The 25357-nt window shown below is 68.9% G+C and carries 21 protein-coding genes; 14 read left to right on the top strand and 7 right to left on the bottom strand.

All coding sequences use genetic code 11. The features are described from left to right. Positions 1–102 precede the first annotated feature (102 nt). From ABDJ40_RS16080 to ABDJ40_RS16060, 5 genes are all read left to right on the top strand, one after another. Complete coding sequence (locus ABDJ40_RS16080; protein WP_347611390.1) at positions 103–1005, top strand: DUF2272 domain-containing protein; 903 nt, start codon at positions 103–105, stop codon at positions 1003–1005. A gap of 10 nt (positions 1006–1015) precedes the next feature. Next, positions 1016–1627: a hypothetical protein gene (locus ABDJ40_RS16075; protein ID WP_347611389.1), complete on the top strand. Its 612-nt coding sequence runs from the start codon at positions 1016–1018 to the stop codon at positions 1625–1627. Next, positions 1558–3042: an eCIS core domain-containing protein gene (locus tag ABDJ40_RS16070; protein ID WP_347611388.1), complete on the top strand. Its 1485-nt coding sequence runs from the start codon at positions 1558–1560 to the stop codon at positions 3040–3042. Before ABDJ40_RS16075 ends, ABDJ40_RS16070 begins: the two co-directional genes overlap by 70 nt. 329 nt (positions 3043–3371) lie before the next feature. Beyond that, entirely contained in the window at positions 3372–3959 is a 588-nt protein-coding gene (locus ABDJ40_RS16065; protein ID WP_347611387.1) for a LysE family translocator, read from the top strand. Positions 3960–3968: 9 nt separating this feature from the next. After that, entirely contained in the window at positions 3969–5405 is a 1437-nt protein-coding gene (locus ABDJ40_RS16060) for an aminotransferase-like domain-containing protein (RefSeq protein ID WP_347611386.1), read from the top strand. A gap of 28 nt (positions 5406–5433) precedes the next feature. Here the strand turns inward: ABDJ40_RS16060 and ABDJ40_RS16055 are convergent, their stop codons facing one another. The 3 genes from ABDJ40_RS16055 to ABDJ40_RS16045 all read right to left on the bottom strand — a co-directional run bounded on the left by ABDJ40_RS16055 (position 5434) and on the right by ABDJ40_RS16045 (position 7951). Further along, positions 5434–6129: a riboflavin synthase subunit alpha gene (locus tag ABDJ40_RS16055; RefSeq protein WP_347611385.1), complete on the bottom strand. Its 696-nt coding sequence runs from the start codon at positions 6127–6129 to the stop codon at positions 5434–5436. 63 nt (positions 6130–6192) lie between these two features. Further along, complete coding sequence (locus tag ABDJ40_RS16050) at positions 6193–7395, bottom strand: ammonium transporter (RefSeq protein WP_347611384.1); 1203 nt, start codon at positions 7393–7395, stop codon at positions 6193–6195. A 202-nt stretch (positions 7396–7597) separates the two neighbouring features. Beyond that, on the bottom strand, positions 7598–7951 hold the full coding sequence (locus ABDJ40_RS16045; protein ID WP_347611383.1) for an ArsC family reductase: 354 nt from the start codon (positions 7949–7951) through the stop codon (positions 7598–7600). A gap of 64 nt (positions 7952–8015) precedes the next feature. Between ABDJ40_RS16045 and aat the strand changes: the two genes are divergently transcribed. The 5 genes from aat (at position 8016) to ABDJ40_RS16020 (ending at position 10963) form a co-directional block, all read left to right on the top strand. Continuing rightward, positions 8016–8774, top strand: a complete 759-nt coding sequence (gene aat / locus ABDJ40_RS16040; protein ID WP_347611382.1) for a leucyl/phenylalanyl-tRNA--protein transferase — start codon at positions 8016–8018, stop codon at positions 8772–8774. Positions 8775–8811: 37 nt separating this feature from the next. Further along, positions 8812–9549 carry an arginyltransferase gene (locus ABDJ40_RS16035; protein WP_347611381.1) on the top strand — a complete coding sequence of 246 codons (738 nt, stop codon included), beginning with the start codon at positions 8812–8814 and terminating at the stop codon, positions 9547–9549. Positions 9550–9708: 159 nt separating this feature from the next. After that, on the top strand, positions 9709–10026 hold the full coding sequence (locus ABDJ40_RS16030) for a zinc-ribbon domain containing protein (protein ID WP_347611380.1): 318 nt from the start codon (positions 9709–9711) through the stop codon (positions 10024–10026). Positions 10027–10134: 108 nt separating this feature from the next. Then, complete coding sequence (locus ABDJ40_RS16025) at positions 10135–10431, top strand: HAD family hydrolase (RefSeq protein WP_347611379.1); 297 nt, start codon at positions 10135–10137, stop codon at positions 10429–10431. Between the two features lie 106 nt (positions 10432–10537). Continuing rightward, positions 10538–10963, top strand: a complete 426-nt coding sequence (locus ABDJ40_RS16020; RefSeq protein ID WP_347611378.1) for a GNAT family N-acetyltransferase — start codon at positions 10538–10540, stop codon at positions 10961–10963. Between the two features lie 14 nt (positions 10964–10977). Here ABDJ40_RS16020 and ABDJ40_RS16015 read toward each other — a convergent pair whose 3' ends face one another. Then, positions 10978–11328: a DUF1428 domain-containing protein gene (locus ABDJ40_RS16015; RefSeq protein WP_347611377.1), complete on the bottom strand. Its 351-nt coding sequence runs from the start codon at positions 11326–11328 to the stop codon at positions 10978–10980. A gap of 820 nt (positions 11329–12148) precedes the next feature. Between ABDJ40_RS16015 and ABDJ40_RS16010 the strand changes: the two genes are divergently transcribed. From ABDJ40_RS16010 to ABDJ40_RS16000, 3 genes are all read left to right on the top strand, one after another. Next, positions 12149–13840: a glycoside hydrolase family 19 protein gene (locus tag ABDJ40_RS16010; RefSeq protein WP_347611376.1), complete on the top strand. Its 1692-nt coding sequence runs from the start codon at positions 12149–12151 to the stop codon at positions 13838–13840. A 127-nt stretch (positions 13841–13967) separates the two neighbouring features. Continuing rightward, the gene (locus ABDJ40_RS16005) at positions 13968–17105 is read left to right on the top strand and encodes a chitinase C-terminal domain-containing protein (RefSeq protein WP_347611375.1); all 3138 of its coding nucleotides are present in this window, start codon (positions 13968–13970) and stop codon (positions 17103–17105) included. 96 nt (positions 17106–17201) lie between these two features. Next, positions 17202–19226 carry a glycosyl hydrolase family 18 protein gene (locus tag ABDJ40_RS16000; RefSeq protein WP_347611374.1) on the top strand — a complete coding sequence of 675 codons (2025 nt, stop codon included), beginning with the start codon at positions 17202–17204 and terminating at the stop codon, positions 19224–19226. A 451-nt stretch (positions 19227–19677) separates the two neighbouring features. Here ABDJ40_RS16000 and ABDJ40_RS15995 read toward each other — a convergent pair whose 3' ends face one another. Beyond that, complete coding sequence (locus tag ABDJ40_RS15995; RefSeq protein ID WP_347611373.1) at positions 19678–20832, bottom strand: NAD(P)/FAD-dependent oxidoreductase; 1155 nt, start codon at positions 20830–20832, stop codon at positions 19678–19680. A gap of 368 nt (positions 20833–21200) precedes the next feature. Between ABDJ40_RS15995 and ABDJ40_RS15990 the strand changes: the two genes are divergently transcribed. Then, a complete protein-coding gene (locus ABDJ40_RS15990) occupies positions 21201–22160 on the top strand; it encodes a response regulator (protein ID WP_347611372.1) in 960 nt (319 codons plus the stop codon). 21 nt (positions 22161–22181) lie between these two features. On the opposite strand, the gene ABDJ40_RS15985 is transcribed toward ABDJ40_RS15990, so the two are convergent. Then, positions 22182–24461, bottom strand: coding sequence for an AAA family ATPase (locus ABDJ40_RS15985; protein ID WP_347611371.1), 2280 nt, complete (start codon positions 24459–24461; stop codon positions 22182–22184). Between the two features lie 14 nt (positions 24462–24475). Continuing rightward, on the bottom strand, positions 24476–25318 hold the full coding sequence (locus ABDJ40_RS15980; RefSeq protein WP_347611370.1) for an NUDIX hydrolase: 843 nt from the start codon (positions 25316–25318) through the stop codon (positions 24476–24478). Positions 25319–25357 lie beyond the last annotated feature (39 nt).

Here is a 25357-nt window from a genome sequence, read left to right as displayed (position 1 = left end):
GGTATTTCTCCCAGGCGGAATCAGCTTTTGACTGATAGGCGTCAAGGGCTGACGCAGGCCACACTGCGGCTCCCGCTGCCGTCGCCTCAAGCGGAGTCCTTCATGCCTGCTCTCGTCCCGCGATCCTCCTTCCGTGATGCCCTGGCGCCGTGGCCGGCCCGGCTGAGCGCCTGTGTGCTGCTGGCCATCCTGCAGGGCTGCGCCAGCCTGTCGGCGCCACCCGCGATCCCGCCGCGGGTGGAGCCGCCGCCCCTGCCCGATGTGGAGTCTGTCGAACGCAGCGAGGGCGACGGCCTGGGCGGCCACCCCGTGGCCATCCCCGACTGGAGCGCGCGCATCACCCAGCTGGCCGTGCAGGAATGGACCCTCTGGGGCCAGGTGCGCTGGAAGCTGCAGAGCGACGAGCTGGAGCGTCCGCGCGGCCTCTCCAGCCCCTCGGAGGCCGAGCCGGCCTTCACCAGCCGGGTGATGCACTACTGGTTCGCCATCGGCCAGGCGGAGGGGCAGCAGCGGTTGTTCTATCCGGACGGCTCCCTGCTGCCCTGGTCCGCCGCCTTCATCTCCTACCTGGCCAAGACCGCCGGCCTGAGCGCCCAGCAGTTCCCGCCCAGTGCCGCGCACTGGAGCTACATCCGCGCCAGCCTGGAGCAGCCGCGGCGCAGCAGCTTCGAGCTGCTGGACGCGGCCGCCGCCAGCCCGCGGATCGGCGACCTGATCTGCGCCCCGCGCGAGGCGGCCATCCAGCGCTTCGACAGCTTCGCGCAGCTGCAGCGCCTGACGCGCGCGGAGCGGGAGCGGATGTGGCCCTTCCATTGCGACCTCGTCGTCGAGGTACAGGCCGACCGCGTGGGCGCCATCGGTGGCAATGTGCACGAGCGGGTGGTCTGGACCGAGGCGGCCGTCGACGCCCAGGGCCGCCTGCTGCCCCAGACCGAGCGGCCCTGGCTGCTGCTGCTGAGGCGGGCGGAGCCGACCAGCACGGGTCTGGCCCGCGCCCGCCCCTGAGGACGGCTGCATGGACGAGGACCTGCCGGCAGCACACCCCAACGGCCGTCTCGGCACCGCGCTGATGCGCTGGCGCAGCCTGGTGGGCATCGCCTCGGGCATCAGCGTCATTGTGGGCGCGGCGATCTCGGTGGGACAGTTCCGCGAGTTCGTCGACAACTCGGTGAAGGGCGACATGTCGCGCCGCCTGGCCGCGCTCTCGCACGTGAAGGAGTTCTTCGCGGAGGACGCCAAGGTGGCGCGCCGCGCACACCGCTTTCTGAGCACGCACTGGCTGCAGATCCACCTCCACATCCAGGAGAAGATCCTGGCCGCGGGCAGCGGCGAGGCCTTCTACCTCTCGGAAGAGATGGCCGACTATGCCGCCGTCCACTACCACTACGAGCAGCTGGGGGCGCTGGTGAAGCTGGGCTACATCGAGTTCCCGCTGGTCTACGAGATCATCGCCTTCCCGGACGAGTACATGGACACCATCGCCCCGCTGCGCCAGGCGCTGGCGGCCCACTGGAAGGGCCCCGGCAAGCCGCTCAACGACCTGGGATCGAACATCCAGTGGCTGCGCGCCTGCTACGAGTTCAGCCGGCGGCTGCCGGCGGGGAAGGAGCCGGGGTGCCCCCAATGAAGCCGATGCGATCCACTTCCCGGTCACACGATCCGGAACTGGCAAGCCGCTCCGCGTCGCGGCTGCCCGCCGCTGGCGCCGGCGCCGCGGCGCCGCGCGCTCCCGGCATCAGCATGGCGCACACACCGCGCCAGCAGGCGCAGCAGCAGCGCATCGCCCAGCTGCGCGCCATGGCACCACCGGCGCAGAGTCCGGCTGCAATGGGCCTGCCGGAGCCGCTGCGCGCCGGCATCGAGTCGCTTTCCGGCCTCGACATGTCGGGGGTCCGCGTACACCGCAACTCCAGCAAGCCGGCCGCCCTGCAAGCCCATGCCTACGCGCAAGGGAAGGACATCCACCTGGGACCGGGCCAGGAGCAGCACCTGCCGCATGAGGCCTGGCACGTGGTGCAGCAGGCCCAGGGGCGGGTGAGGCCGACGGTGCAAATGGCGCAAGGGCTTGCGCTCAACAACGATGCGGCGCTGGAGCGCGAGGCCGACCAGATGGGAGCGCGAGCAGCCGGACGGTCGGGCGAGTCCAGGGCCTCGCAGCACGCCGGGGCGGTGGCAGCGAGCCCGGCCGGCGCTGCCATGCAGGCGAAGGCAGGCCCGATGCGGACCGTGGCGGCGGTCTCTCTCGGGCTGGGCGCCAGCCCGTCCGAGGGGCTGCCCATCCAGGCCTTCGGGATCGCCATGGTGCACCTCCAGGACGACAGCGGCCCCTACGTGGCCAACATCACCTTCCACGAGCGCGTGCCGACCAGTGCGGACAAAGGCAAGGGGGACCACACCGTCGCAGAAACGCTGATCACGAACTCGATCAAGTCGCTGATCGGAACGAACGTCACGGGCTTCCTCAAAGGCCTGTACCGACTCGTCCTGGAGAATCTGCAGGGCCACGAGTCCGCGCAGCATACGGAAGCCGTGGAAGAGCAGCGGGCGACCGTCGACGTCAACAGCCTGCTGCAGGCCATCAGAGAAGGCGTCGAGCACGTTTCGCCCTATGAGCTGGCCGGCAAGCTCTCGGACCTGTTGAGCATGTACTGGCGCCTGCTGGAAAAGCGCGAGGCCACGGCCTTCGGGCGGCACGAGGGGAAAACGACCGGCGGCACCGGGGGTGTTGGCGAGGAAGAGGCAAGAAAGCTGCTGCTGCAGCTGGACGAGCGCCTCGCCCAGATCGAGCCCAGCACCTGGTGGCACTTGCACCAGGAGGTGGGCGCGACCGCCCAGATCGTCGTGGGTTGCATGGACATCGTGGTGGCCAAGTTCACGCCGGACCAGAAACTCTACCTCTGCCACCGAGGAGCGAGGCACGCGGCCACGGCGGTCGGCGTGTCCAACACCGATTGGATCAACAAGGTGGCTGTCAAGGTCTACGCCCGCCTGACGGGCGAAACACTGGGCCCGCGGCGGGCGCCGGACAACCCCTTCCTGTGAGCCCGGCCCGGGCCGTCCAGAAAGTCAGGGGGGCCGCCAGGCGGCGGGCCGGCCCTCCACGCTGACTGAGCCTGTTTGGGCGCGGACGTGCACGCCGTGCGGGCTCACCAGGGGCCACGCACGGGCCAGGCTGCGCCTGCCTGCCGATACGAGGCAGCAGCAGGGCTGCCGCGGCTCAAGCAGGCCGCACGGGCCCCAGCCCTCCGGGTGCCCGGCATCTGTACCCCTTCCAGTCGTGACACAGCGTCTCGGCCTCGAGGGATGTCTGTATCTTGGATCGCTCGGGCTGGGCCCCTAGTCTTGCGGCTGCTACTCAAGGCTCACGCACCATGTCCGACCTCCTCCCCCTGATGAGCTACTGCCTGCTGATGTCCGGCACGCCCGGCCCCAACAACGTCATGCTCACCACCTCCGGCGCCAACTTCGGCTACCGGGCCACATTGCCGCAGATCCTGGGCATCCTGCTGGGCGGCTTCGTGCTGACGCTGGCCTGCTGCCTGGGCCTGGGGCAGCTCTTCCTGGCCTGGCCTGTGGCGCAGCAGGGGCTGCGCATCGGCGGGGCGCTGTACCTGCTGTTCCTGGCCTGGAAGCTCAGCGGGGCCACGATGGCGCAGGCCGGCGCCCTGCCGCGGCCGCTGGGCTTCGCTCATGGCGCGCTGTTCCAGCTGATCAATCCCAAGAGCTGGCTGAAGGCCGTGACCCTGGCCTCGGCCTTCATGCCGGCAGGACTGCCGCCCCTGCAGGCGGGGCTGCTGGTGGCCGTGCTCGGCACCGTGGTGGGATTCCCGGCCATTTCCATGTGGGCCCTGTTCGGCGTGGCCATCCGCAGGCTTCTGGAGCGGCCGGCGGTGCAGCGCGGCTTCAATCTCTGCATGGGCGGCGCGCTGGCACTGCTCGCCTTGCTGCTTCTCCGCTAAGCTGGCGCCGTGATTCCGCTTGACCGCCACGCCTCCCAGCCTCTGGCCGACCAGATCGAGACCGGCCTGGCCGGCCTGATCGAGCGCCGCCAGCTGCCGCCCGGCGCCCGCCTGCCCTCCATCCGCGCCCTGGCCGCCCAGCTGGCGGTGAGCCCCAACACCGTGGTGCTGGCCTACGACCGGCTGGCGTCGGCGGGGCGCATCGAGTCACGCGGCACCATCGGCTACCACGTCTGCGAGCCGCCCCTGCTGGAGCGGGACGAAACCTGGCTGGAGGCCGGGGACACGCTGGAGGGCGTCTGGCTCGCCCAGCAGGCCAATGACCAGCGCCCCGGCGTGCTGCTGGCCAGCAGCGGCGCCCTGCCCCCGGCCTGGCTGGAGGACGCCATCCCCGCGGCCGCCCTGCAGCGCGGCCTGGCCCGCAGCAGCGCGGGCATGGCCTCGCGCTGCCCGCCGCAGGGCCTGCCCGAGCTGCGCGAGCGCATCGCCCTGCTGATGCGCAGCCAGGGCCTGGCCGTGGACGCCAGCCGCCTGATGACCTGCTACGGCGGCACGCATGCCATCGACCTCATCTGCCGCAGCTTCCTGCGCGCCGGGGATACGGTGCTGGTCGAGGACCCGGGCTACTTCCTGATGTTCGACCGGCTGCGCCAGGAGGGCGTGAAGCCCGTCGGCATCCGCCGCCGGCCCGACGGGCTGGACCTGGACGAGCTGGAGGCGGCCTGTCGCGAGCACCGCCCCCGCCTGCTCTTCCTGCAGCCGGCCCTGCACAGCCCCACGGGCTGGAGCAGCAGCCCCGCCAATCTCCACCGTCTGCTGGTGCTGGCCCGGCAGCACGGCCTGCTGATCGCCGAGGACGACGTCCACGGCCATTTCCATCCCGGCCATCCCTCGCGGCTGGCCGCGCTGGCGGGCCTGGAGGGCGTCATCTACTACTCCAGCTTCTGCAAAGTGCTGAGCCCCGCGCTGCGCATGGGCTACATCGCCGCGGAGCCTGCCCTGCTCAAGCCGCTGCTGCGGGCCAAGATCTGCTCGGTGCTCAGCAGCGCCGCGCTGAACGAGTACGTGCTGCTGGAGGTCCTGATGGCTGGCCGCCTGCGCAAGCACCAGGAGCGCCTGCAGCGCCGGCTGCAGCAGGCCCGCCTGCAGTGCGGCCGCCTGCTGGAGCAGGCCGGCATGCGGCTGGACCACCCGGGCGAAGGCGGTCTCTTCCTGTGGGCCTCGGTGCCCGAGGGCGTGGACGTGGACGAGCTGGTGCAGGACGCCTGGCGCAACAAGATCCTGCTGGTGCCGGGCGCCACTTTTTCGGCGCTCAAGACCCCGGACCCGCACATCCGCTTCAACGTGGCCTTCAGCCAGCAGGCACGGCTGGGCGACTACCTGCGCAGCCGGCTCAGCGCCCTCAGTGGCGTGCAGGGCGTGCTGCAGCGCGCGGCACAGCGCTGACCCTGCCCCGCGCGAGACGCCTCGGGCCTCAGCCCAGCAGGTCGGGCAAGACCTGACCCCGCTCGGCCAGCCACTGCTCCAGATGGGGCAGCAGCGGGCCCAGGCGCTCGTCGACCGCGGCGCGGACGGTGTCCACCAGGACCTGGGTCTGGCGCTCGATCTCGATGTGCAGCGGCGCACCCACGCCCTTCTCGCCGAAGGTGGTCATGCGCAGGGTCTCGGGGATCAGCCAGACCTCGAACCAGCCCGAGCCGTCGCGCTCGCGGCCGGCCTCGGCCACGGTGAGGCTGGCACCGTTCACCGCGATATAGCCCTTGGCGAAGATGTAGCGCATCCACGGAGCCGGCACGCCGATGCGGATGACATGGTTGTTCTCGGGCTGGCGGATGGACTGCACCGTGGCCATGAAGTCCACGTGGCCGGAGAGCGGATGGCCACCGATCTCAGCGCCGTCCTTCGCGGCCCGCTCCACGTTGATGCGACTGCCCACCTGCAGCGCGCCCAGGGTGGTGAGGTTCAGGCTCTGCTGCATGACGTCGAAGTCCGCGCGGTCACCCTCGTGCAGCGCCACCACGGTGAGGCAGACGCCGTCCGAGGCCACGCTGGCCCCGATCTCCAGGCCCTGGCAGAAGCCGGGTGGGAACTGCAGGGTGAAGCTGCGCAGACCGGGACGGTCGCGGAGGGCGGCCACCTGGGCCACGCCTTGAACAATGCCTGTGAACATGGCGAGCGCTCGAAACAGCAGCACCGCCCGCGGGCGGTGCTTGGGGTCAAAGAGGCTGGCAGCTTACCAGCTGACCTCGCGGTCCGGCGTGGCGCCGATCTTGTGGATGGAGAGGTCGGCGCCCTCGAATTCCTCTTCCTGGCTCAGGCGCAGGCCCACGAAGCGCTTGAGCAGGCCGTACACCACGAAGCCGCCGCCCAGGGCCCAGGCTACGCCCATCAGCGTGCCCAGCAGCTGCGACCAGAAGCTCACGCCCCCGATGCCGCCGCCGGCCTGGGTGCCGAAGATGCCGCAGGCGATGCCGCCCCAGGCACCGCACAGGCCGTGCAGGGGCCAGACGCCCAGCACGTCGTCGATCTTCCAGCGGTTCTGGGTGAGGGTGAACATCTTCACGAAGATGAAGCCGGCCACGCCGCCGGTGATCAGGGCGCCGTGCGGGTGCATGACATCTGAGCCCGCGCACACGGCCACCAGGCCGGCCAGGGGGCCGTTGTAGGCAAAGCCCGGGTCGTTGCGGCCCATCAGCACGGCCACGAGGGTGCCGCCCACCATGGCCATCAGGGAATTGACGGCGACCAGGCCGGAGATCTTGTCCAGGGTCTGCGCGCTCATCACGTTGAAACCGAACCAGCCCACCGCCAGCACCCAGGCGCCCAGGGCCAGGAAGGGGATGCTGGAGGGCGGATGCGCGCTGATGGCGCCGTCCTTGCGGTAGCGGTTCATGCGCGGGCCCAGCAGCAGCACGGCCGCCAGGGCGATCCAGCCGCCCACCGCATGCACGACCACGGAGCCGGCGAAGTCATGGAACTCGGCGCCGAAACTCGCCTTGAGCCAGGCCTGCACGCCCAGGGCCTGGTTCCAGGCCACGCCCTCGAAGGCGGGGTAGATCAGGCCCACGATGACCGCCGTGGCCATCAGCTGCGGGCCGAAGCGGGCGCGCTCGGCAATGCCGCCCGAGATGATGGCGGGGATGGCCGCCGCGAAGGTCAGCAGGAAGAAGAACTTGACCAGCTCGTAGCCGTTCTTCGCGGCCAGGGCCTCGGCCCCGGTGAAGAAGTGCACCCCGTAGGCCACCGTGTAGCCCAGCAGAAAGTAGGCGACGGTGGAGACGGCGAAATCCACCAGGATCTTGACCAGGGCATTGACCTGGTTCTTCTTGCGCACCGTGCCCAGTTCCAGGAAGGCAAAGCCGGCGTGCATGGCCAGCACCATGATGGCGCCGAGCAGGATGAAGAGCGCGTCGGCGCTTTGCTTGATGGACTCCATGGGCTTCCTTGGGGCGTTCCCGGGGTGTTGCGTGTGGGAAGGCCGCACCAGCGCGGCCCGTCGCGCACCAGGAACGCAAGAACAATGCCCAGCTTGGGGCATGCCCGGCCAACCCATCCAGCACCGTTCAGGTGCATGCGCCGGCCTGACGCGCCCCAGCCTGGCGCATGGCGGCGCGCCACGCACCAAGTCCGGCCAGCGCTCAGCCCCGCTGCAGGGCCTCGAACTGCTCCGGCTTGAAGCCCAGACTCAGGCGGCCGTCGCCCCAGTCGACCACCGGGCGCTTGATCACGCTGGGCTGAGCCCGCATCAGGGCCCGGGCGGACGGGGCGTCCACCACGCCGGCGCGCAGGGCCTCGTCCAGCTTGCGCCAGGTGGTGCCGCTGCGGTTGACCAGGGGCTCCCAGCCCAGGGCGGCCTGCCACTGCGGCAGCAGGGCCTCCGGCACGCCGGCCTTCTTGTAGTCGTGGAATTCGTAGGGCAGCGCTTGCGCCTCCAGCCAGCTGCGCGCCTTCTTCACGGTGTCGCAGTTGGCAATGCCGTAGACCTTGATCATCTGATCCTCTCTTGAACGTATGGCGAGTCCGGGCCGTCCGCCGGGCTGCGGCTACCATCCGCCCATGATCCCCTGGCTGGCCCCCGATTCCCTGGATTTTCCCCCGGTCTCGCAAGCCCTGGGTCCGAACTCCGAAGCGCCGGGCCTGCTGGCCGCCGGCGGCGATCTCTCGCCGGAGCGCCTCAAGGCCGCCTACGCCCAGGGCATCTTCCCCTGGTACGGCCGCGGCCAGCCCATCCTGTGGTGGAGCCCGGACCCGCGCATGGTGCTGCAGACCCGCCATTTCAAGCTCTCCCGCTCCCTGCGCAAGACCCTGCAGCGCTTCCGCCAGACCCCCGGCTGCGAGATCCGCGTGGACAGCGCCACCGCTGAGGTCTTGCGCGCCTGTGCCAGCAGCCCGCGCGAGGGCCAGAGCGGCACCTGGATCCTCCCCGAGATGCAAGCCGCCTACCTCGAACTGGCCCGCCAGGGCGTGGTGCACAGCATCGAGACCTGGATGGACGGCGAGCTGGTGGGCGGCCTCTACGGCGTGAACTTGGGCCGCATGTTCTTCGGCGAGTCCATGTTCATGCGCCGCACCGACGCCTCCAAGATCGCCCTGGCCGCCCTGGTGTGCCTGTGCCGTCGGCATGACATCCCCTGGATCGACTGCCAGCAGAACACCCGGCACCTGGCCTCCCTGGGCGCCTTCGAGCTGCCCCGCGAGGCCTTCGAGGCCCATCTGCGGGCCAAGGTTGGTGAGGAAGCGCCGCGCGATTGGACCTATCATGCAAGCCTCTGGGACTTGCTGGACCTGCCGGCCCTGCCCGCCTCCAGCCCCTGAAACCAGCCCCGACCGACCCCTAGCCCCTGCCGCCACCGTGACGCATCCCAAGGAACTCCCGCTGGCCGAGCTGCAGTTCTACGCGACGGCGCCCTACCCCTGCAGCTACCTGCCGCAGCGCCTGGCGCGTTCGCAGGTGGCCACGCCCAGCCACCTGATCCACGCGGACGCCTACTCCGGCCTCGTGGAAGCCGGCTTCCGCCGCAGCGGCATGTTCACCTACCGTCCCTTTTGCGAGGGCTGCCAGGCCTGCGTGCCCATGCGCATCCCCGTGGCGGACTTCCGGCCCTCGCGCAGCCAGCGCCGCGCCTGGCAGCAGCACCAGGGCCTGCAGGCACGGGTGATGCGCCTGGGCTTTTCCGAGGAGCACTACCAGCTCTACCTGCGCTACCAGGCCGGCCGCCACAGCGGCGGCGGCATGGACCACGACAGCGTGGACCAATACACCCAGTTCCTGCTGCAGTCCCGCATCAACTCCCGCCTGGTCGAGTTCCGCGAGCCCCGGCCGGACGGCAGCGCGGTGCTCAAGATGGTCTCCATCCTGGACATCCTCACCGACGGTCTCTCGGCGGTCTACACCTTCTACGAGCCCGAGCCCGGCACCAGCTATGGCAGCTACAACGTGCTGTGGCAGATCGAGCAGGCGCGCCAGTTGCAGCTGTCCCACCTCTACCTCGGCTACTGGATCGCGGAAAGCCCCAAGATGGCCTACAAGGCGAGGTTCCTGCCGCATGAGCTGCTGGAGCAGGGAAAGTGGCAGCGGGTGGCGCGCTAGGGTCCGCCTCCTGAAATCTCCCGGATGAACCGTCCCACGAAGCGAGCCAGGACCCCGCGCGGGAACCCGCCGCCGAACACCGTAGCGGCTGATCCTTCCCAGTGGTCCGAACAGAGTCAGGGCTCTGTATCGGCGAGCTGGACACACAGCTACACCGACGTGACCTACTTCTGCCGCCGGTGCCAGACCAAGACTCTCTTCAGCGCTGCAGACCAGAAGTACACCTACGAGGTGAAGAAGGCGCCCATTGACCAGCAACGGTCGCTTTGCCAGCCCTGCTGGTCCGAATCCCACCAGATCGCGCGAGCGCTCAAGGGCCTGGAGGCCCAGTGGGCGCAGAACAAGCCATCGCTGCGAACGGACAAGGAGTTCCTGACCCGGTGGTTGCAGACCATCGAGCTGCGGGAACGCTACGGCTTCCGCCGCCATGACGTGGCTCGCAAGAACATGCTCCGCAACTTGCTCAGCCAGCCCTAAACTGCCCCTGACACACCAGCCCGCCGGCCCGGGTCAGGTCTCAACGCGCCGGGCCGTCTGGGGCAAGACCCGACCCTTTCCTGTTCATCCTGGATCGTTGATTGCAGCATGCAGCGCATCGTCTACTTCGATATCGACGACACCCTGGTCCGATCCGTCGGTGCCAAGCGGATTCCCATGCCTTCGGTCATCGAAACGGTCAGGCGGCTGAAATCTGAAGGCGCGCTCCTCTTCCTTTGGAGCTCAGGGGGCAGCGACTACTGTCGGCATACGGCCGAAGAGCTCGGAATCGCCGAATGCTTCGAAGCATTTCTTCCCAAGCCGACGCTCTACGTCGACGACCAGCCCGTTCAAGAGTGGAAGCTGTGTCGGCACCTGTACCCGGCACAGGCAGAAGGCGCCTAAGCCTCCAAGGCACGACACACTCAAGACCTGACCCTTCGTTGCAACGCGATGCAACGTGAATCGGCGCTTGCGAGCGCTGCCCCTCCACGACACCCACCGCCATCTCATGCACATCACCATCCGCGCATTCGAGGAGTCCGATCGAGAGTCGCTCCGCCGCCTGTATGTGGTTTCCCGAAACGAGGCCTTTTCCTGGCGGCCGGCCGCTCACCACCAGCCCGCGGATTTCGATGCGCACACGGAGGGTGAGCGAATCCTGGTTGCGGTGGTGGACGGCGAAGTGCTGGGCTTTGCCTCGATCTGGGAGCCGGACAGCTTCGTCCACAACCTGTTCGTGCACCCCTCGGCCAAGCGGCGAGGCCTCGGTCAGGCCTTGCTGGAGGGCTGTGCCCGCTACTTCAACAAGCCGCCCACGCTCAAGTGCCTGACTGAAAACACCAACGCGGTGCAGTTCTACCAGGCGCAGGGATGGGCGATCCTGAGCGAGGACACAGGCCCGGAGGGCCCGTACTTTCTCATGGGAAAGGCTTGACCCAGCCACCCTCGCTACACGGCCGACAGCACCTCGAAGCCGCCAAAGATCATGCGCTTGCCGTCGAACGGCGGCTCTGCCGCGGACTGGATGCGGGGATCGGCCATGATCCCTTTCCAGGCGGCATCGCGCGCCTCACGGGAGGGCCAGGTGATCCAGGAGAAGACGACCGTCTCGTCCGGCCTGCATTGGACGGCCAGCACAAAGGAGGTCAGCTTGCCTGGCGGCACATCGTCGCCCCAGCAGTCGACCACGCTGAGCGCTCCGTATTCCTTGAAGAGCCGGCCCATGGCCTGCGCGTGCTGCAGGAAGTCCGCGCGCCTGGCGGTGGGGACGGAAGCGACGAATCCATCGACGTAAGTCATGGCGGTTCTCCGGTAGCCCTTGAGATGGCGCCCCCACCAGCAGCTGGGTTCACTGGCGCACGCTGAAAAGCGAGGACTTGCCAAGCCTACCCGATGGGGCCGTCCTGGCCGACTGCGTCGTGTCGTGTTGAGCACCAAGGCGCTCACCTCGAAAGCGCAGCCGCAGCCGAAGGCAACCGCGACCGGCGGCCCGCGCGGCCATTGCCATTGACAGGTGTCCGGACCTTTCTTGCCCAGGCCCCCCGCATCCAGACTGCAAGTAGCCTTCAACTCAGGCTTCCGCATCGGTGGTACGGCGGGAGGAGGGCTGGTCCTTCAGGCGAGCCGCTGGCGGCAGTCGACCGACCGCCTCGGGTCGATTGCGTGAGCTCGGGAAGCGGAAGACGGCCATCCACCGAGCCCAAATCGACTGTGCCTCGATCAGGTGCACAGAGCGTGCCGCTAAGGCCTGCTGACTGGCCCCTCAAAGCGTCTCCGTACAAACACCTAACCCCCCCACCCCCACCCCCACTGGCTGCTAACCACCCGGTCCGTCTCCCCGGGGCGATCTGCGCATCTGGTCTCTTATTGGTCATCAACCTTACACGGGGTTACCGTGGTACTAGGTGTTTGTATCAATGTTTTTGCATAAAGTGGTATCTAAAGTGCATACCACTACAAGACTACTGGTGGTACTGGTCTGGTAGCTGCGGACGGAGCGTGTTGTTGAGCGCCCTGTCTCTCTCGGGCGCGAAGACGCCCAGCGCAAGATCAGCAGCGCACGTTGAACGCAGGAGACCCGTTCATGTTTGCAAGCGCAGTACCTCATGGCGAGACGGCCATGGCATCCCCTTCCCGCGGCACGGCCCGCGCCTCTTCCCTGTTGCGGGCGACCCTGGCGGCCGTGCCGCTGATCCTGGCAGCCAGCCAGGCGCAGGCCGTCAATTGCACGGGCATCAACGTGTGGAACAGCGCCACGGCCTATACCTCGGGCCAGCAGGTGCAGGAGTCCGGCAAGGCCTACAGCGCCAACTGGTGGACGCAGGGCCAGTCGCCCGCCGCCAACTCGGGCGCCTGGGCCGTCTGGAAGCTGCTGGGCACGTGTGACGGCGGCGGTGGCGGCGATCCGGGCAACAAGCCGCCGGTGGCCGCCTTCACCAGCAGCGTGGCCCGCCTGAACCTGTCCCTGGATGCCAGCGGCTCCACGGACCCAGACGGGCAGATCAGCAGCTACCAATGGACCTTCGGCGACGGCAGCAGCGCCAGCGGCGCCAAGGTCACGCACGCCTATGCGACCTCGGGCACCTATGCCGTCGGCCTGACCGTGACCGACAACAAGGGCGCGACGAACGCCAAGTCGCAGTCCTTCACGCTGGCCGTGGTGGTCAAGGACCCGAGCACGGGCAAGTACATCCTCAAGCAGTCCGACGTGAAGGCCACGGAGGCCAAGCTGACCGACACGGCCCTCTTCCGCGCCGTCAAGGCCTCCATCGCCATGCGGGACAACAGCACCGTGGCGGCCGTGGCCCCCGGCCTGGCCAGCAACCCCGAGAACGTCAAGCGGGTCGAGAAGCTACTGCCTGCCAGCCAGTGGGAGTTCCTCTTCCCTCTGCGTGACAAGTCCTATACCTACACCGGGCTGCTGCAGGCCATCGCCAAGTTCTCGGGCGTCTGCATGACGTACACGGACGGTCGCGACTCCGACGCCATCTGCCGCAAGACCCTGGCCACCATGTTCGCCCACTTCACGCAGGAGACGGGCGCGCACGACCCCAACAGCCCGACGCCGCAATGGCGCCAGGCCCTGTACTTCGTGCGGGAGTCGGGCTGCAGCGAATCGACCTACGGCTGCCCCTACAACAACGAGTGCAACCCCACCACCTGGCAAGGCCAGACCTGGCCCTGCGGCAAGGACGCCCAGGGGCGCTTCAAGCAGTACTTCGGCCGCGGCGCCAAGCAGCTCTCGTACAACTACAACTACGGCCCCTTCTCCGACGCCATGTTCGGTGACGTGAAGGTCCTGCTCAACAACCCCGAGCAGGTGGCCGACACCTGGCTGAACCTGGCCTCGGCCGTGTTCTTCTACGTCTACCCGGCCTCGCCCAAGCCCAGCATGCTGCATGTGGTGGATGGCACCTGGAAGCCCAATGCGGTCGACACGGCCGCCGGCATCAAGCCGGGCTTCGGGGCCACGACCAACATCATCAACGGCGGCATCGAGTGCGGCCAGGGCTACGAGAAGCCGCAATCCGTCAACCGCATTGCCTACTACCGTGAGCATGCGGCGGCCCTGGGCGTGCCCGTCCCCTCCACCGAGGAGCTGGGCTGCGCCAACCAGAAGTCCTTTGCCGTCGGCGGTGCCGGCGCCCTGGACATCTACTGGGACCAGGACTGGTCCTATCACGCGGAAATGCCCGAGGGCAAGGCCTTCGCCTGCAAGCTGGTGGGCTACCAGACCGCGTACTTCTCCCTGAAGGCCGGGGACTACCAGCGCTGCGTCGAGAAGTACTTCGACGTCATCGTGAAGCCCTGAGCACCCAAGAAAAAAAGTCCCCGGGATCCCTCTCTCCCTGCCCCTCTCTGACCGACTGCCGGACCCAGGCCTCGCGCCTGCGGTCCCGGCTTCGTGCACCCTTTTCACGAACCCTCAAGGAACCGCCATGCATCAACGCACGGTCTTGGCGCTGCTGATCGGCAGCAGCGTCCTCCCCGCCTTCGCCTACAACTGCACCGGCGTGCAGACCTGGAGCTCCAGCGCTGTCTACACGGGCGGCGCCGTGGTCCAGCAGAGCAACCAGGCCTACCAGGCCAAGTGGTGGACCCAGAACGAGAGCCCCGCGCTCAAGTCCGGCCAGTGGGACGTCTGGAAGCAGCTCGGCGCCTGCGATGGCACCGTCAACCAGCCGCCCGTGGCCAGCTTCACTTCGAGCGCCAGCGGCCTGGTGCTCAGCGTCAACGGCAGCGGCTCGACCGACCCCGACGGCAGCATCGCCAGCTATGCCTGGACCTTTGGTGACGGCAGCAGCGCCACCGGCGCCACCGCCAGCCGCACCTATGCCGCGGCCGGCACCTACACCGTCACCCTCACCGTGACCGACAACAAGGGCGCGACCAGCAGCAAGAGCCAGTCGGTGACGGTCACCAGCGGCACCGTCAACCTGCCGCCCGTGGCCAGCTTCACCAGCAACGCCAGCGGCCTGGTGCTCAGCGTCAACGGCAGCGGCTCGACCGACCCCGACGGCAGCATCGCCAGCTATGCCTGGACCTTTGGCGACGGCAGCAGCGCCACCGGCGCCACCGCCAGCCGCACCTATGCCGCGGCCGGCACCTACAACGTCACCCTCACCGTGACCGACAACAAGGGCGCCACCAACAGCAAGAGCCAGTCGGTGACCGTCACCAGCGGCACGGTCAACAAGCCGCCCGTCGTGTCCCTCAGCGCGCCCACCGACGGCAGCAGCGCCACGGACGGCGCGGTGGTGACCGTCTCCGCGAGCGCCTCCGACCCGGACGGCAGCGTGGCCAAGGTGGCCTTCTACGACAACGGCGTGCTGATCGCCGAGGACACGACCGCCCCCTTCAGCATCAGCTGGACGGCCCGCGCCGGCGTGCATGACATCACCGCCCGCGCCACCGACGACAAGGGTGCCACCGGCGACAGCGGCAGCGCCCGCGTCACCGTCAGCGGCGGCGCCACCGGCGACGAGAAGTGCCGCCCGGAAGGCCTCTACACCACGCCCGGCACCACGCCCGCCTACTGCAAGGTCTATGACGACCAGGGCCGCGAGATGATGGGCGCCGACAAGCCGCGCCGCATCATCGGCTACTTCACCAGCTGGCGTACCGGCAAGGACGGCACGCCCGCCTACCTGGCCAGCAACATCCCCTGGGGCCAGCTGACCCACATCAACTACGCCTTCGCCCATGTGGACGGCAGCAACAAGGTCTCGGTGGGCAATCCTGCCGACCCGAACAACGCCGCCACCGGCATGACCTGGCCCGGCGTGGCCGGCGCCGAGATGGACAGCACCCTGTCCTACAAGGGCCACTTCAACCTGCTGAGCAAGTTCAAGAAGCAGTACCCCAAGGTCAAGACCCTCGTCTCCGTGGGCGGCTGGGCCGAGACCGGCGGCTACTTCGATGACGCGGGCAAGCGCGTGGCCAGCGGTGGCTTCTACACCATGACCACCAATGCCGACGGCAGTGCCAACACCGCGGGCATCAACACCTTCGCGGACTCGGCCGTGGCCTTCCTGCGCCAGTACGGCTTCGATGGCGTGGACATCGACTACGAATACGCCACCAGCATGAAGGACGCTGGCAATCCGGACGACTTCACCATCAGCAACGCCCGCCGGGCCACGCTGATGAAGAACTTCGTCACGCTGATGCAGACCCTGCGCGCCAAGCTCGACGCCGCCGGCCAGCAGGACGCCCGCCACTACATGCTCACCGTCGCGGCGCCGGCCTCGGGCTATCTGCTGCGCGGCATGGAGACGTACCAGGTCACCAAGTACCTGGACTACGTCAACATCATGAGCTACGACCTGCACGGCGCCTGGAACCAGTTCGTGGGGCCCAATGCGGCGCTCTACGACGATGGCAAGGACTCCGAGCTGGTGGCCTGGAGCTACTACACGGCCTCGCAGTACGGCCGCATCGGCTACCTGAACACCGACTGGGCCTACCACTACTTCCGCGGCGCGATGCCGGCAGGCCGCATCAACATCGGCGTGCCCTACTACACCCGCGGCTGGAAGGACGTGACGGGCGGCACCAACGGCCTCTGGGGCACGGCTGCCCAGGCCGACCAGACCAAGTGCCCTCCCGGCACGGGCGGCGGCACGGTGCAGAAATGCGGCGCGGGCGCCATCGGCCTGGACAACGTCTGGCATGACCTGGACGTCTCCAGCAAGGAAGTGCCGGCCGGCTCCAACCCCCTGTGGCACACCATGAACCTGGCCGCCGGCAAGAGCGGCAGCTACATCGGCGCCTATGGCCTGAACCCCGCCACCAATCCGCAGGACCAGTTCGTCGGCACCTACACCCGCTACTACGACGGCACCCTGGTCTCGCCGTGGCTGTGGAACGCCACCAAGAAGGTCTTCCTGTCCATCGAGGACGAGCAGTCCCTGGGCGTCAAGGCCCAGTACGTGGCGGACCGCGGCATCGGCGGCGTGATGTTCTGGGAGCTGGCCGGCGACTACGCCTACGACAACGCCAAGGCGGAGTACGGCATGGGCAGCACGCTCACGAACCTGCTCTACAACAAGTTCAAGACCGCCGCGCCCTACGGCAACCGCCTGACCAGCGCGACCATGCCCACCGAGGCCATCGACGTGCAGTTCAGCATCGGCGGCTTTGCCCTGGGTGATGCCAACTACCCCATCAATCCCACGCTCACCATCACCAACAAGAGCAGCCAGACCCTGCCCGGCGGCACGGACTTCAGCTTCGACATTCCCACGGCCATCCCGGCCTCGCTGACCGACCAGAGCGGCTTCGGCCTCAAGGTGGTCACCGACGGCTCCAATGCCGCGGGCAACAACGTCGGCGGCCTGAAGAACGACTTCCACCGCGCGGCCTTCAAGCTGCCCAGCTGGCAGACCCTGGCCCCCGGCGCCAGCGTGGCCATCAAGCTGAACTACTACCTGCCCATGCCCACGCCCAGCAACTGGATCGTGAGCTTCGGCGGCAAGAGCTACGCCCTGCAGCAGGAAGCGCGGCGCGGCACGAGCAATGTGACTCTCAACGCCCTCAAGGCCGCCGTCAGCCGCGGTCGGGCCCAGCAGCCCTGACCGGGGCATCCCAGGGATCCTGAAGAAGCAGTCCGGGCCCGCCGCCCCTCCTCCGGCGGCGGGTCTTTCCCCTCGACCTCTCTCTCTTCAACGCTCATGAAACACTCGCTCAAACTCATCGCCCTGGCCGCCGGCCTTGCCGCCGGCAGCGCCCAGGCCTACAACTGCACCGGCGTGCAGACCTGGAGCTCCGGCGCCGTCTACACCGGCGGCTCCGTGGTCCAGCAGAACAGCCAGGCCTACCAGGCCAAGTGGTGGACCCAGAACGAAAGCCCTGCGCTCAAGTCCGGCCAGTGGGACGTCTGGAAGCAGCTCGGCGCCTGTGACGGCGGCAACACCGACACCACGGCGCCCACCGTGCCCGCCAGCCTGGCCGCCAGCGGCATCACCGCCAGCAGCATCACCCTGAGCTGGGCAGCCTCCACCGACGCCGGCAGCGGCGTGGCGGGCTATGACGTCTACCGCAACGGCACCCTGGTGGGCTCGCCCACCGGCACCAGCTACGCCGACAGCGGCCTGACCGCCAACACCAGCTACAGCTACACCGTCCGCGCCCGAGACAAGGCCGGCAATGCCTCCGCCCAGAGCGCGGCGCTGAGCGCCAAGACCAGCGCCAACGGCAGCTGCACCACCACGCCCGCCACGCCCACCGGCCTGAGCGCGCCCTCCAAGTCCAGCACCGGCGTGAACCTGGCCTGGAACGCTGTGCCCGCCGGCCCCAACTGCACGGTCCAGTACCGCGTGCTGCAGGGTTCGGCCCAGGCGGCGCAAGGCCCGGCCACCACCGCCAGCGTCAATGGCCTGACGCCTGACACCGACTACAGCTTCAGCGTGCAGGCCGTCAGCGAAGCCGGCGCCTCGCCCGCCTCGCCCGCCCTGACCGTGCACACCGACAAGGCCACCGTCGGCGGCAAGAACGTGCTGGGCTACTTCGCCCAGTGGGGCATCTACGACCGCAAGTACTTCGTCAAGAACATCGAGACCAGCGGCTCCGCCCCCCTGCTCACGCACATCAACTACGCCTTCGGCAATGTGCGCAACAACAAGTGCGAGGTCGGCCTGACCGTGCCGGTGGACGAGAACACCGGCGTGGGCGGCGATGCCTTTGCCGACTACACCAAGGCCATCGACGCCGGCACCAGCATCGACGGCAAGGCCGATGCCTGGGACGCCCCCCTGCGCGGCAACTGGGGCCAGCTCAAGAAGCTCAAGGCCAAGTACCCCAAGCTCAAGGTGCTGATCTCCCTGGGCGGCTGGACCTACTCGCGTGGCTTCTCCGAGGCCGCCAAGCCCGAGAACCGCGCGGCCTTCGTCAAGAGCTGCATCGACGCCTACATCAAGGGTGACCTGCCCAAGGTGGACTACGCCGGTGGCACGGGTGCCGCGGCCGGCGTCTTCGACGGCATCGACATCGACTGGGAATACCCCGCCGCCTGCGGCCTGGGCTGCGGCAAGCCCGAAGACACGGCCAACTTCACCGGCCTGCTCGCCGAGTTCCGCAAGCAGCTGGACGCCGTGCGCCCGGGCCTGCTGCTGTCCATCGCCGCGCCCGCCGGCGTGGACAAGATCCGCGTGATCGAGCCGGACAAGTTCCACCCCTACCTGGATTTCATCAACGTCATGACGTATGACTTCCACGGCACCTGGGAGAACACCACCGGCTTCCACTCGCCGCTCTACGGCAGCAGCGCCGACCCGGCCACGGGTGACGTGAAGTCCTACAACACCGACGCCGCCCTGCAGGCCTACCTCAACAAGGGTGTGCCGGCCAACAAGCTGCAGATCGGCATCGGCTTCTACGGCCGCGGCTGGACGGGCGTGACCAACGTCAACAACGGCCTCTACCAGACCGGCAAGGCCGCCGCTGGCACCTATGAAGCCGGCAACGAGGACTACAAGGTGCTCAAGGCCCTGGGCTGGCCCAGCTTCGTGGACTCGCAGAGCCGCGCCCAGTGGATCTTCAACGGCACCACCTTCTGGAGCTTCGACACCCCGGCCCAGATCACCGAGAAGATGAGCTACGCCAAGAACAAGGGCCTGGCCGGCGCCTTCTTCTGGGAGTTCAACGGTGACGACAGCCAGGCGACGCTGCTGAAGGCCATCAGCAACGGCTTGAAGTAAGCATGTGAGCCCCTCGCCCAGACTTGCCCCGCTGGACGCGGGCGAGTCTGGGCGGCCCCCCGAGGGAGGGCATTTACCCCTCGCCCAGACTTGCCCCGCTGGACGCGGGCAAGCCTGGGCGGTCCCCCGAGGGGACGTCAAAACGGGCGGCGTTGAGCCGCCCGTTTTGCCATGGGGGCCGGCTTGGGGCGGCCCGGCGCTCGGCCTGTGGGCTATGAACCCCTCGCCCTGGCTCGCCTCGCTGGACGCGGGCGAGCCTGGGCGGTCCCCCGAGGGGACGTCAAAGCGGGCGGCGTTGAGCCGCCCGCTTTGCCATGAGGGCCGGCTTGGGGCGGCCCGGCGCTCGGCCCGTTGGGGGCTGGCGCCCCTGACCCCGCCCTGGGGGGGGCTTGCTTGCGGCGTTGAGCCGCAAGCAATGCCCAGGGTGGCGGCGCTCGATGCCCTTCGCTTTCTACGTCCGCCGTTGCGACGGGGGCAGGGGATCGAGGGCCAAGCGTTTCAGGACTTCCTCGGCCAGGGCCAGGCAGCTGGTCAGGCCGGGGGATTCGATGCCCAGCAGATGCACGAGGCCCGCCCGGCCATGCTGGGCGGGCCCTTCTATTTGGAAGTCGGGCGTGGCGCTGCCGGGGCGGTGGAGCTTGGGCCGCACGCCGCTGTAGGCTGGCTGCAGCGCACCGTCCGGCAGGCCGGGCCAGTAGCGGCGGATGTCGGCCTCGAAGCCCTGCATGCGCGAAGGCTCGACCGCGTAGTCCAGGGACTCAGGCGTCGTGCCCTCGGGCAGCCACTGCACATCAGGCCCGAAGCGGGCCAGGCCGGCGAGGTCCAGGGTCAGGTGCACGCCCAGGCCGCCGTCCTCGGGCAGGGGGTAGACCAGGCGCGAGAAGGGCGAACGCCCCTGAAGGCTGAAGTAGCTTCCCTTGCAGAAGGCGCTGCTGAGCCCCGGCGGCAGCCCGGTGCTGGCCTCGGCCAGGGCGGTGGCCCACAGGCCGGCCGCATTGACCAGCACGCGGCAGCCCAGCTCCGAGACCTCGCCGTCCGCCGATCGCACCCGCAGCACATGCAGCCCCTCGGGACGGCTGTGCCAGCCCAGCACGCGGCTGCAAGGCAAGACCTGGCCCCCATCCGCCTCCAGATCGGCCTCCAAGGCCTGCATCAGCGCATGGCTGTCCACGATGCCGGTGGAGGGCGAGAGCAGGGCCGCGTCCGCACGCAGGGCCGGCTCCAGGGCCTGGGCCTCGGGGCCGCCGAGCCATTGCAGATCATCGACCCCATTGGCCCGGGCCTGCGCCGCCAGTGACTCCAGCGCGGCGCGCTGGGCCGGTGACGTGGCCACCAGCAGCTTGCCGCAGCGCCGGTGCGGGACCTGGCGGGCCTCGCAGAAGTCGTAGAGCAGCGGGCGGCCACGCACGCAGCAGCGCGCCTTCAGCGACCCTGTCGGGTAGTAGAGGCCGGCGTGGATCACCTCGGAATTGCGGGCGCTGATGCCCTGCCCAAGGGCCGTGTCCTGCTCCAGGACCAGGGTTTCCAGGCCACGCCGGGCCAGGGCCCGCGCCACGGCCAGCCCCACCACGCCGGCGCCGATCACCAGGGCTTGCACAGTCTCCATCCGGCCATTCTGCCCCGCCCCGAAGCGCCGACTATTTCACGCAGAGCCGCAAATGCTGGCGCGGCCGGGTGTTTTTCCGCTCCTGCGGCACTTGTCGCCTGCATGACACTCCCGCCAGAAGTTGAGACCCGTCTGATCCCGACAGGTCCCGGCTTCAGCCAGCCGGACCGTCAGAGGTCCTCCAGGCCGCCCCGAGGGCGCCCCGTTGACGCGGTCGCACGAGCCGCGCAGCCCGGAGCGAAGGACGGCCCGGGCCGCAGAGCGGACACCAGTCCCGCCCCTGGCGCCAGGGAGACCGTCGGACCCCGCCCATGCCCGCATGGGCCCGGTCCTCATGAGGGTGCCCTGTTGCCGGAGCGAGGAATCAGATGAATGACAAGAACATGAGCGAGGAATTCCGCCGCGTGCTGATCGTCGACGACAGCCGCGCCATCCAGGCCATCATCCGCCGCGTGCTGCAGCACGGAGAGATGGGGCCCCTGCAGATCCAGACCGCCAGCGACGGCGCCGAGGCGCTGCAGCGCATGCAGGAGTTCAAGCCGGACCTCGTGGTCTCGGACTGGCACATGCCGGGCGTCTCGGGCATCGAGATGCTGCAGACGCTGCGCCAGATCGGCCAGGGTCATGTGCCCGTGGGCTTCGTGACCACAGAGACCAATGCCCAGTGCCTCAACCAGGCCCGCAGCAATGGCGCGGCCTTCGTGGTGCACAAGCCTTTCGACGACGCCACCCTGCGCCGCGTGGTGCATGACTCCCTCTACGGCCAGTCCGCCCTGCGCGAGCAGGCCCAGCAGCGCAAGACGGCCGAGGTGACCGAGCCCGCGACGGTGCTGCCTGGCGCCCTGCAGTCCCTGGGTCTGGCCCAGCAGCACCTGCACGCCCTGCTCTGCACCCGCAGCTTCGACCTGCTGAAGTCCGACGCCCGCCATGACTTCGAGCAGTACCCGCTGCTGGTGGGCCTCTACGGCTGCACCGGCCGCAAGACGGCCTATGCCGTCGGCCTGCTGGACGCCAGCGCCGTCGCCATGATTGGCGGCATGGCCCTCGCCCTGGGCAAACAGGAGATTCTGAGGGCCATCCAGACCCGCCAGCCCAGTCCCCGCATGGTCGAGGAAGCCAGCCGCTATCTGCGCAGCATGGCCGCCGTGCTGCACAAGCCCGGCGCTGGCAGCGAGGCCCAGCTGGGCAGCACCCGGCTGACCCCGCAGCCCTTCGACAAGCTGCAGCAGGTGCTGCAGCAGCCCAGCGCCCGCACCGACCTGAGCCTCACCCTGCCCCTGCTGGGCAAGGAGGCGGGGACGGGGCGCTTGTGTTTTCTGCTGGTCTGACCTGCCTGGAGCGGCGCCCGCCTATTGCTGGCGCTCGATGATGTCCCGCACGGCGCGCACCCGCTCGCTGTCACTCAGCGCCATGAAGCTGTCCAGGCTGAACGCGGCGGCCACGGCGTCGACGATGGGATAGAGCTCCTCGTCCTGGTGCTTCTTGAAGTCCTGCGGGTTGCTGAAGAGATGGCGGGCATTCTTGCTGCTGAGGCGGGCCAGGAACTTGGTCGTCAGGTAGAAGGGTGACTTCATCTTCAGCAGGCTGGTCTGCAGGGCCGTGTCCGCGCGGACCATGGAGCCCTCGTCCCGGCAATCTCGCACGCGCCGCTTCACCTCACCCAGCGTCGTGCGGCGCCACCAGGGGCGGCGCAGGGCCAGCTGCTCGGCGATGCCGTCCAGCTCCTCCTCCGGCAGCTCCGGGTCCTCGAAGCCCAGCGTGCGGGCGCCGATGAGGTAGAGGCCGTGCTCATCCGTGCCGTACTCGACGATGTGCGGATCCTCCGGATGCAGGACTTCCAGCATCAGCGTCATCGGGCGCTGCGCGAAGAACCGCGCCAGCAGGCCGCGCTGGCGGGGCTGGAGCAGCGCCACGATGTGCCGGATGTACTCATTCTCAGGGTCCAGACTGCCCTGGGTGTGCACCAGCAGTTCGCCACGCTTCAGGGGGTGCGGGCTGATGATGCCCAGGAAGCCGTTGAGCTTGAGCGCCTCCACCACGGGCAGCGTGTCCGGAAGGTCCTTGCCGACCTCGCGCTCACCGTAGTTGAAGACCTTGTCGAAGGGGTTGGACACCACCGTGCCCGCCACGTCCAGCACAATGCCCCGGGCCTTGATGAGATAGGGCGACTCGTCCCAGGCGCCCGTCCAGAACACCTCCTTGGCGTACTTGTAGCCCCTGAAAAGCTTGGAGGGATCGAGGCTGCGGCGCACCAGCTTGCGCGTGGTGAGGGCCTCCAGGGCCTTGGCCAGGCCGAACCGGCGCTCGGCATGTGCCTCCTGGTCGTGGCTGCAGGCACGCACATGCAGGGCCTGTCGCACCGCCGCCTGGACACCGACGCCCGCCTCGCGCGCCGCCAGGAAATCGTCGAAGCGCAGCAGGCGCAACTCCCCCTTCTGGTAGCCCTGGGCCTCTATGGACACGATGCAGTCCTGCTCACTCGTGGGCGGCACATGGCCCCGGATGACCAGATAGTCATTGAGGCCGGCCTGGTGTGCGGCGGCATAGATCGCATCGGAATCGACATCCGGCCGGAAGCCCGACTGGCCGTGCACGAGGTCCTCGCGCAGACTCAGGAAGGGGTCGAAACGGTGGACGTCACCGTGCACGAAGGCCACCCGGGCTGGCTCATGCGTGACATATGGGGGCAGGCGCCGCATGAACGTCACCAGCCGCTGACGCTGGACCTCGGGCAGCTTCAGCAGCTGCATCCCGGTTTCCGCGTTGGCCCAGGAGCCCCAGCGCTCGATGCCCTCGCGCTGCGCCTGCTCCACGAACTTCAGCAGCTTGGCCTCGTGGTTGCCCTGCAGGCACTGGGCGGTGCCCGCCTCGCAGCTGCGCATCACCAGGTCCAGCAGGGGCAGAGAATCGGGGCCCCGGTCCACCAGGTCTCCCAGGAACAGCAGGCGCCGCCGCGCATCCGCATGCCGCAAGACGCCGTCCCGCACCTGCCAGCCGCAGCCTTCGAGCAGGACGAGCAGGTCGTCCAGCAGGCCATGCACATCGCTGACGACATCCAGGCTCGCGGTGGGCACCTGCCGAGGCTGGAAGCACAGCGTCTCGCCGCCCGAGAGAAGGCGGTGGGAATAGCTGGAGCCCCGCTCGAACCCCCCACTCCCCGCCCCGCCGCGGGCCTGCATCATCTCGCGCATGCGGTGCTCCGGCACCCAGTCCTCTCGGGCCTGCATGCGCCGCAGGCATTCCTCGAATGGCGTGTCCACGATCAGCACACAGGCCTCGGCGCCGTTCGCATGGGCGTGGTCGATCCAGGGCTTGCGGTCGGCGTCGGTGAGGTTGGTGGCGTCGACCACGGTGCTCAGTCCATGCCGCATGCGCTCGGCCACGATGGACTGGGCCATGTGGTAGACCACATCATTGGCTTCCTGCCGGACCTGCGTCTGGCGCCGGCCCGCGTTGAGCACTGTCAGCGTGCCCAGCACCTGGCGCCGCAACTCGTCCATCGACACCCAGGCACCTTCGGGCAGGCCCTGCGCCCGCTCGCGCAGGCGCGTCTTGCCCGCACCCGGCAGGCCGGACAGGACCAGCAGGGTGCCAGCTTCGAAGGTGAGCGTGGGAGAAAGAGTCGTCATGGCAGGCACAGGCATCAGCGGCTGACGACTGTAGTCGAGATGGGGCCTGCGCCAGCCCTGGACCGAAGCCAGAAGGCGCTCACGGCCGCCGCATCCGGGCTGAAGTCCTGCGAGGCCATGCGCTGCGTCACCTCGCCGGGCGCGAGGCACTCAAAGGCGCTGACCTCGCCGTCCTGGTTTCGCGGCACGAAGCCGGCAGGCAGGGCCAGCTCGAAGACGTGCAGCCACTCCTCGTGCCAGCCCTCGGGCTCGACACGCGCGCTACGCAGCCGGCCCATCAGGCGCAGCGGCCCGCACAGCGTGGCGGGCACGCCGGCCTCTTCCCATAGTTCGCGGCGAGCGCAGCCGACCACATCTTCGCCTGCCGCCAGGCCGCCCGCGGCGAGGTTGTCGAGCCGCCCGGGATCAGTGGCCTTGTGCAGCGCGCGCCGGCCGCACCAGAGCGCGCCGGCTGCATCCACGCCATTGACATGCACCGCCTGACTCGTGAGACCGAAGAAGCGGTAGGCGGAGCGCTCCAGCTCGAAGAAGACAGGTCCGCCGGGGGGCCCTTCGCCGTCGTCGCATCCAGGCAGGTGACAGCGATAGCGCTCCCCGCGCCAGCCCCGCACCCAGCCAGCCTCGCGCAGGCGCGACGCCAGCTCGGCAAGCCAGCGGCTGCGGGCCTCGGCCTCGTGGGTGCCACTGCAAACGCTCCAGGTGCGGGCTTCAGCAAGCGCCACGCCCAGGCCCCACGCCGCCAGCAGCCGCTGATGCGCCGGCGCCAGCCAGCCCAGCGCCTGGCCGTCGAGCACCCAGCGCCACCAATCGGCGGGCGGGCGCGTAACGTCTGTGGTCGAAGCGGGGATTGAATCCAAGGCGGCGTTCCTCGTCTGCGCATTCATTGCAGGGTCGGA

Origin of the sequence: Roseateles flavus (genome assembly GCF_039872765.1) — a bacterium.
GTDB lineage: Bacteria > Pseudomonadota > Gammaproteobacteria > Burkholderiales > Burkholderiaceae_C > Roseateles_B > Roseateles_B flavus.
Note: the sequence above shows the minus strand (reverse complement) of the source record. Positions and strands in the feature narration are given on the sequence as shown.

Coding starts and splice junctions, on each gene's coding strand:
- ABDJ40_RS16080 (WP_347611390.1), top strand. CDS start 103: ATGCCTGCTCTCGTCCCGCGATCCTCCTTCCGTGATGCCCTGGCGCCG.
- ABDJ40_RS16075 (WP_347611389.1), top strand. CDS start 1,016: ATGGACGAGGACCTGCCGGCAGCACACCCCAACGGCCGTCTCGGCACC.
- ABDJ40_RS16065 (WP_347611387.1), top strand. CDS start 3,372: ATGTCCGACCTCCTCCCCCTGATGAGCTACTGCCTGCTGATGTCCGGC.
- ABDJ40_RS16055 (WP_347611385.1), bottom strand. CDS start 6,129: ATGTTCACAGGCATTGTTCAAGGCGTGGCCCAGGTGGCCGCCCTCCGC.
- ABDJ40_RS16050 (WP_347611384.1), bottom strand. CDS start 7,395: ATGGAGTCCATCAAGCAAAGCGCCGACGCGCTCTTCATCCTGCTCGGC.
- ABDJ40_RS16045 (WP_347611383.1), bottom strand. CDS start 7,951: ATGATCAAGGTCTACGGCATTGCCAACTGCGACACCGTGAAGAAGGCG.
- aat (WP_347611382.1), top strand. CDS start 8,016: ATGATCCCCTGGCTGGCCCCCGATTCCCTGGATTTTCCCCCGGTCTCG.
- ABDJ40_RS16025 (WP_347611379.1), top strand. CDS start 10,135: ATGCAGCGCATCGTCTACTTCGATATCGACGACACCCTGGTCCGATCC.
- ABDJ40_RS16020 (WP_347611378.1), top strand. CDS start 10,538: ATGCACATCACCATCCGCGCATTCGAGGAGTCCGATCGAGAGTCGCTC.
- ABDJ40_RS16015 (WP_347611377.1), bottom strand. CDS start 11,328: ATGACTTACGTCGATGGATTCGTCGCTTCCGTCCCCACCGCCAGGCGC.
- ABDJ40_RS16010 (WP_347611376.1), top strand. CDS start 12,149: ATGGCATCCCCTTCCCGCGGCACGGCCCGCGCCTCTTCCCTGTTGCGG.
- ABDJ40_RS16005 (WP_347611375.1), top strand. CDS start 13,968: ATGCATCAACGCACGGTCTTGGCGCTGCTGATCGGCAGCAGCGTCCTC.
- ABDJ40_RS16000 (WP_347611374.1), top strand. CDS start 17,202: ATGAAACACTCGCTCAAACTCATCGCCCTGGCCGCCGGCCTTGCCGCC.
- ABDJ40_RS15995 (WP_347611373.1), bottom strand. CDS start 20,832: ATGGAGACTGTGCAAGCCCTGGTGATCGGCGCCGGCGTGGTGGGGCTG.
- ABDJ40_RS15990 (WP_347611372.1), top strand. CDS start 21,201: ATGAATGACAAGAACATGAGCGAGGAATTCCGCCGCGTGCTGATCGTC.
- ABDJ40_RS15985 (WP_347611371.1), bottom strand. CDS start 24,461: ATGACGACTCTTTCTCCCACGCTCACCTTCGAAGCTGGCACCCTGCTG.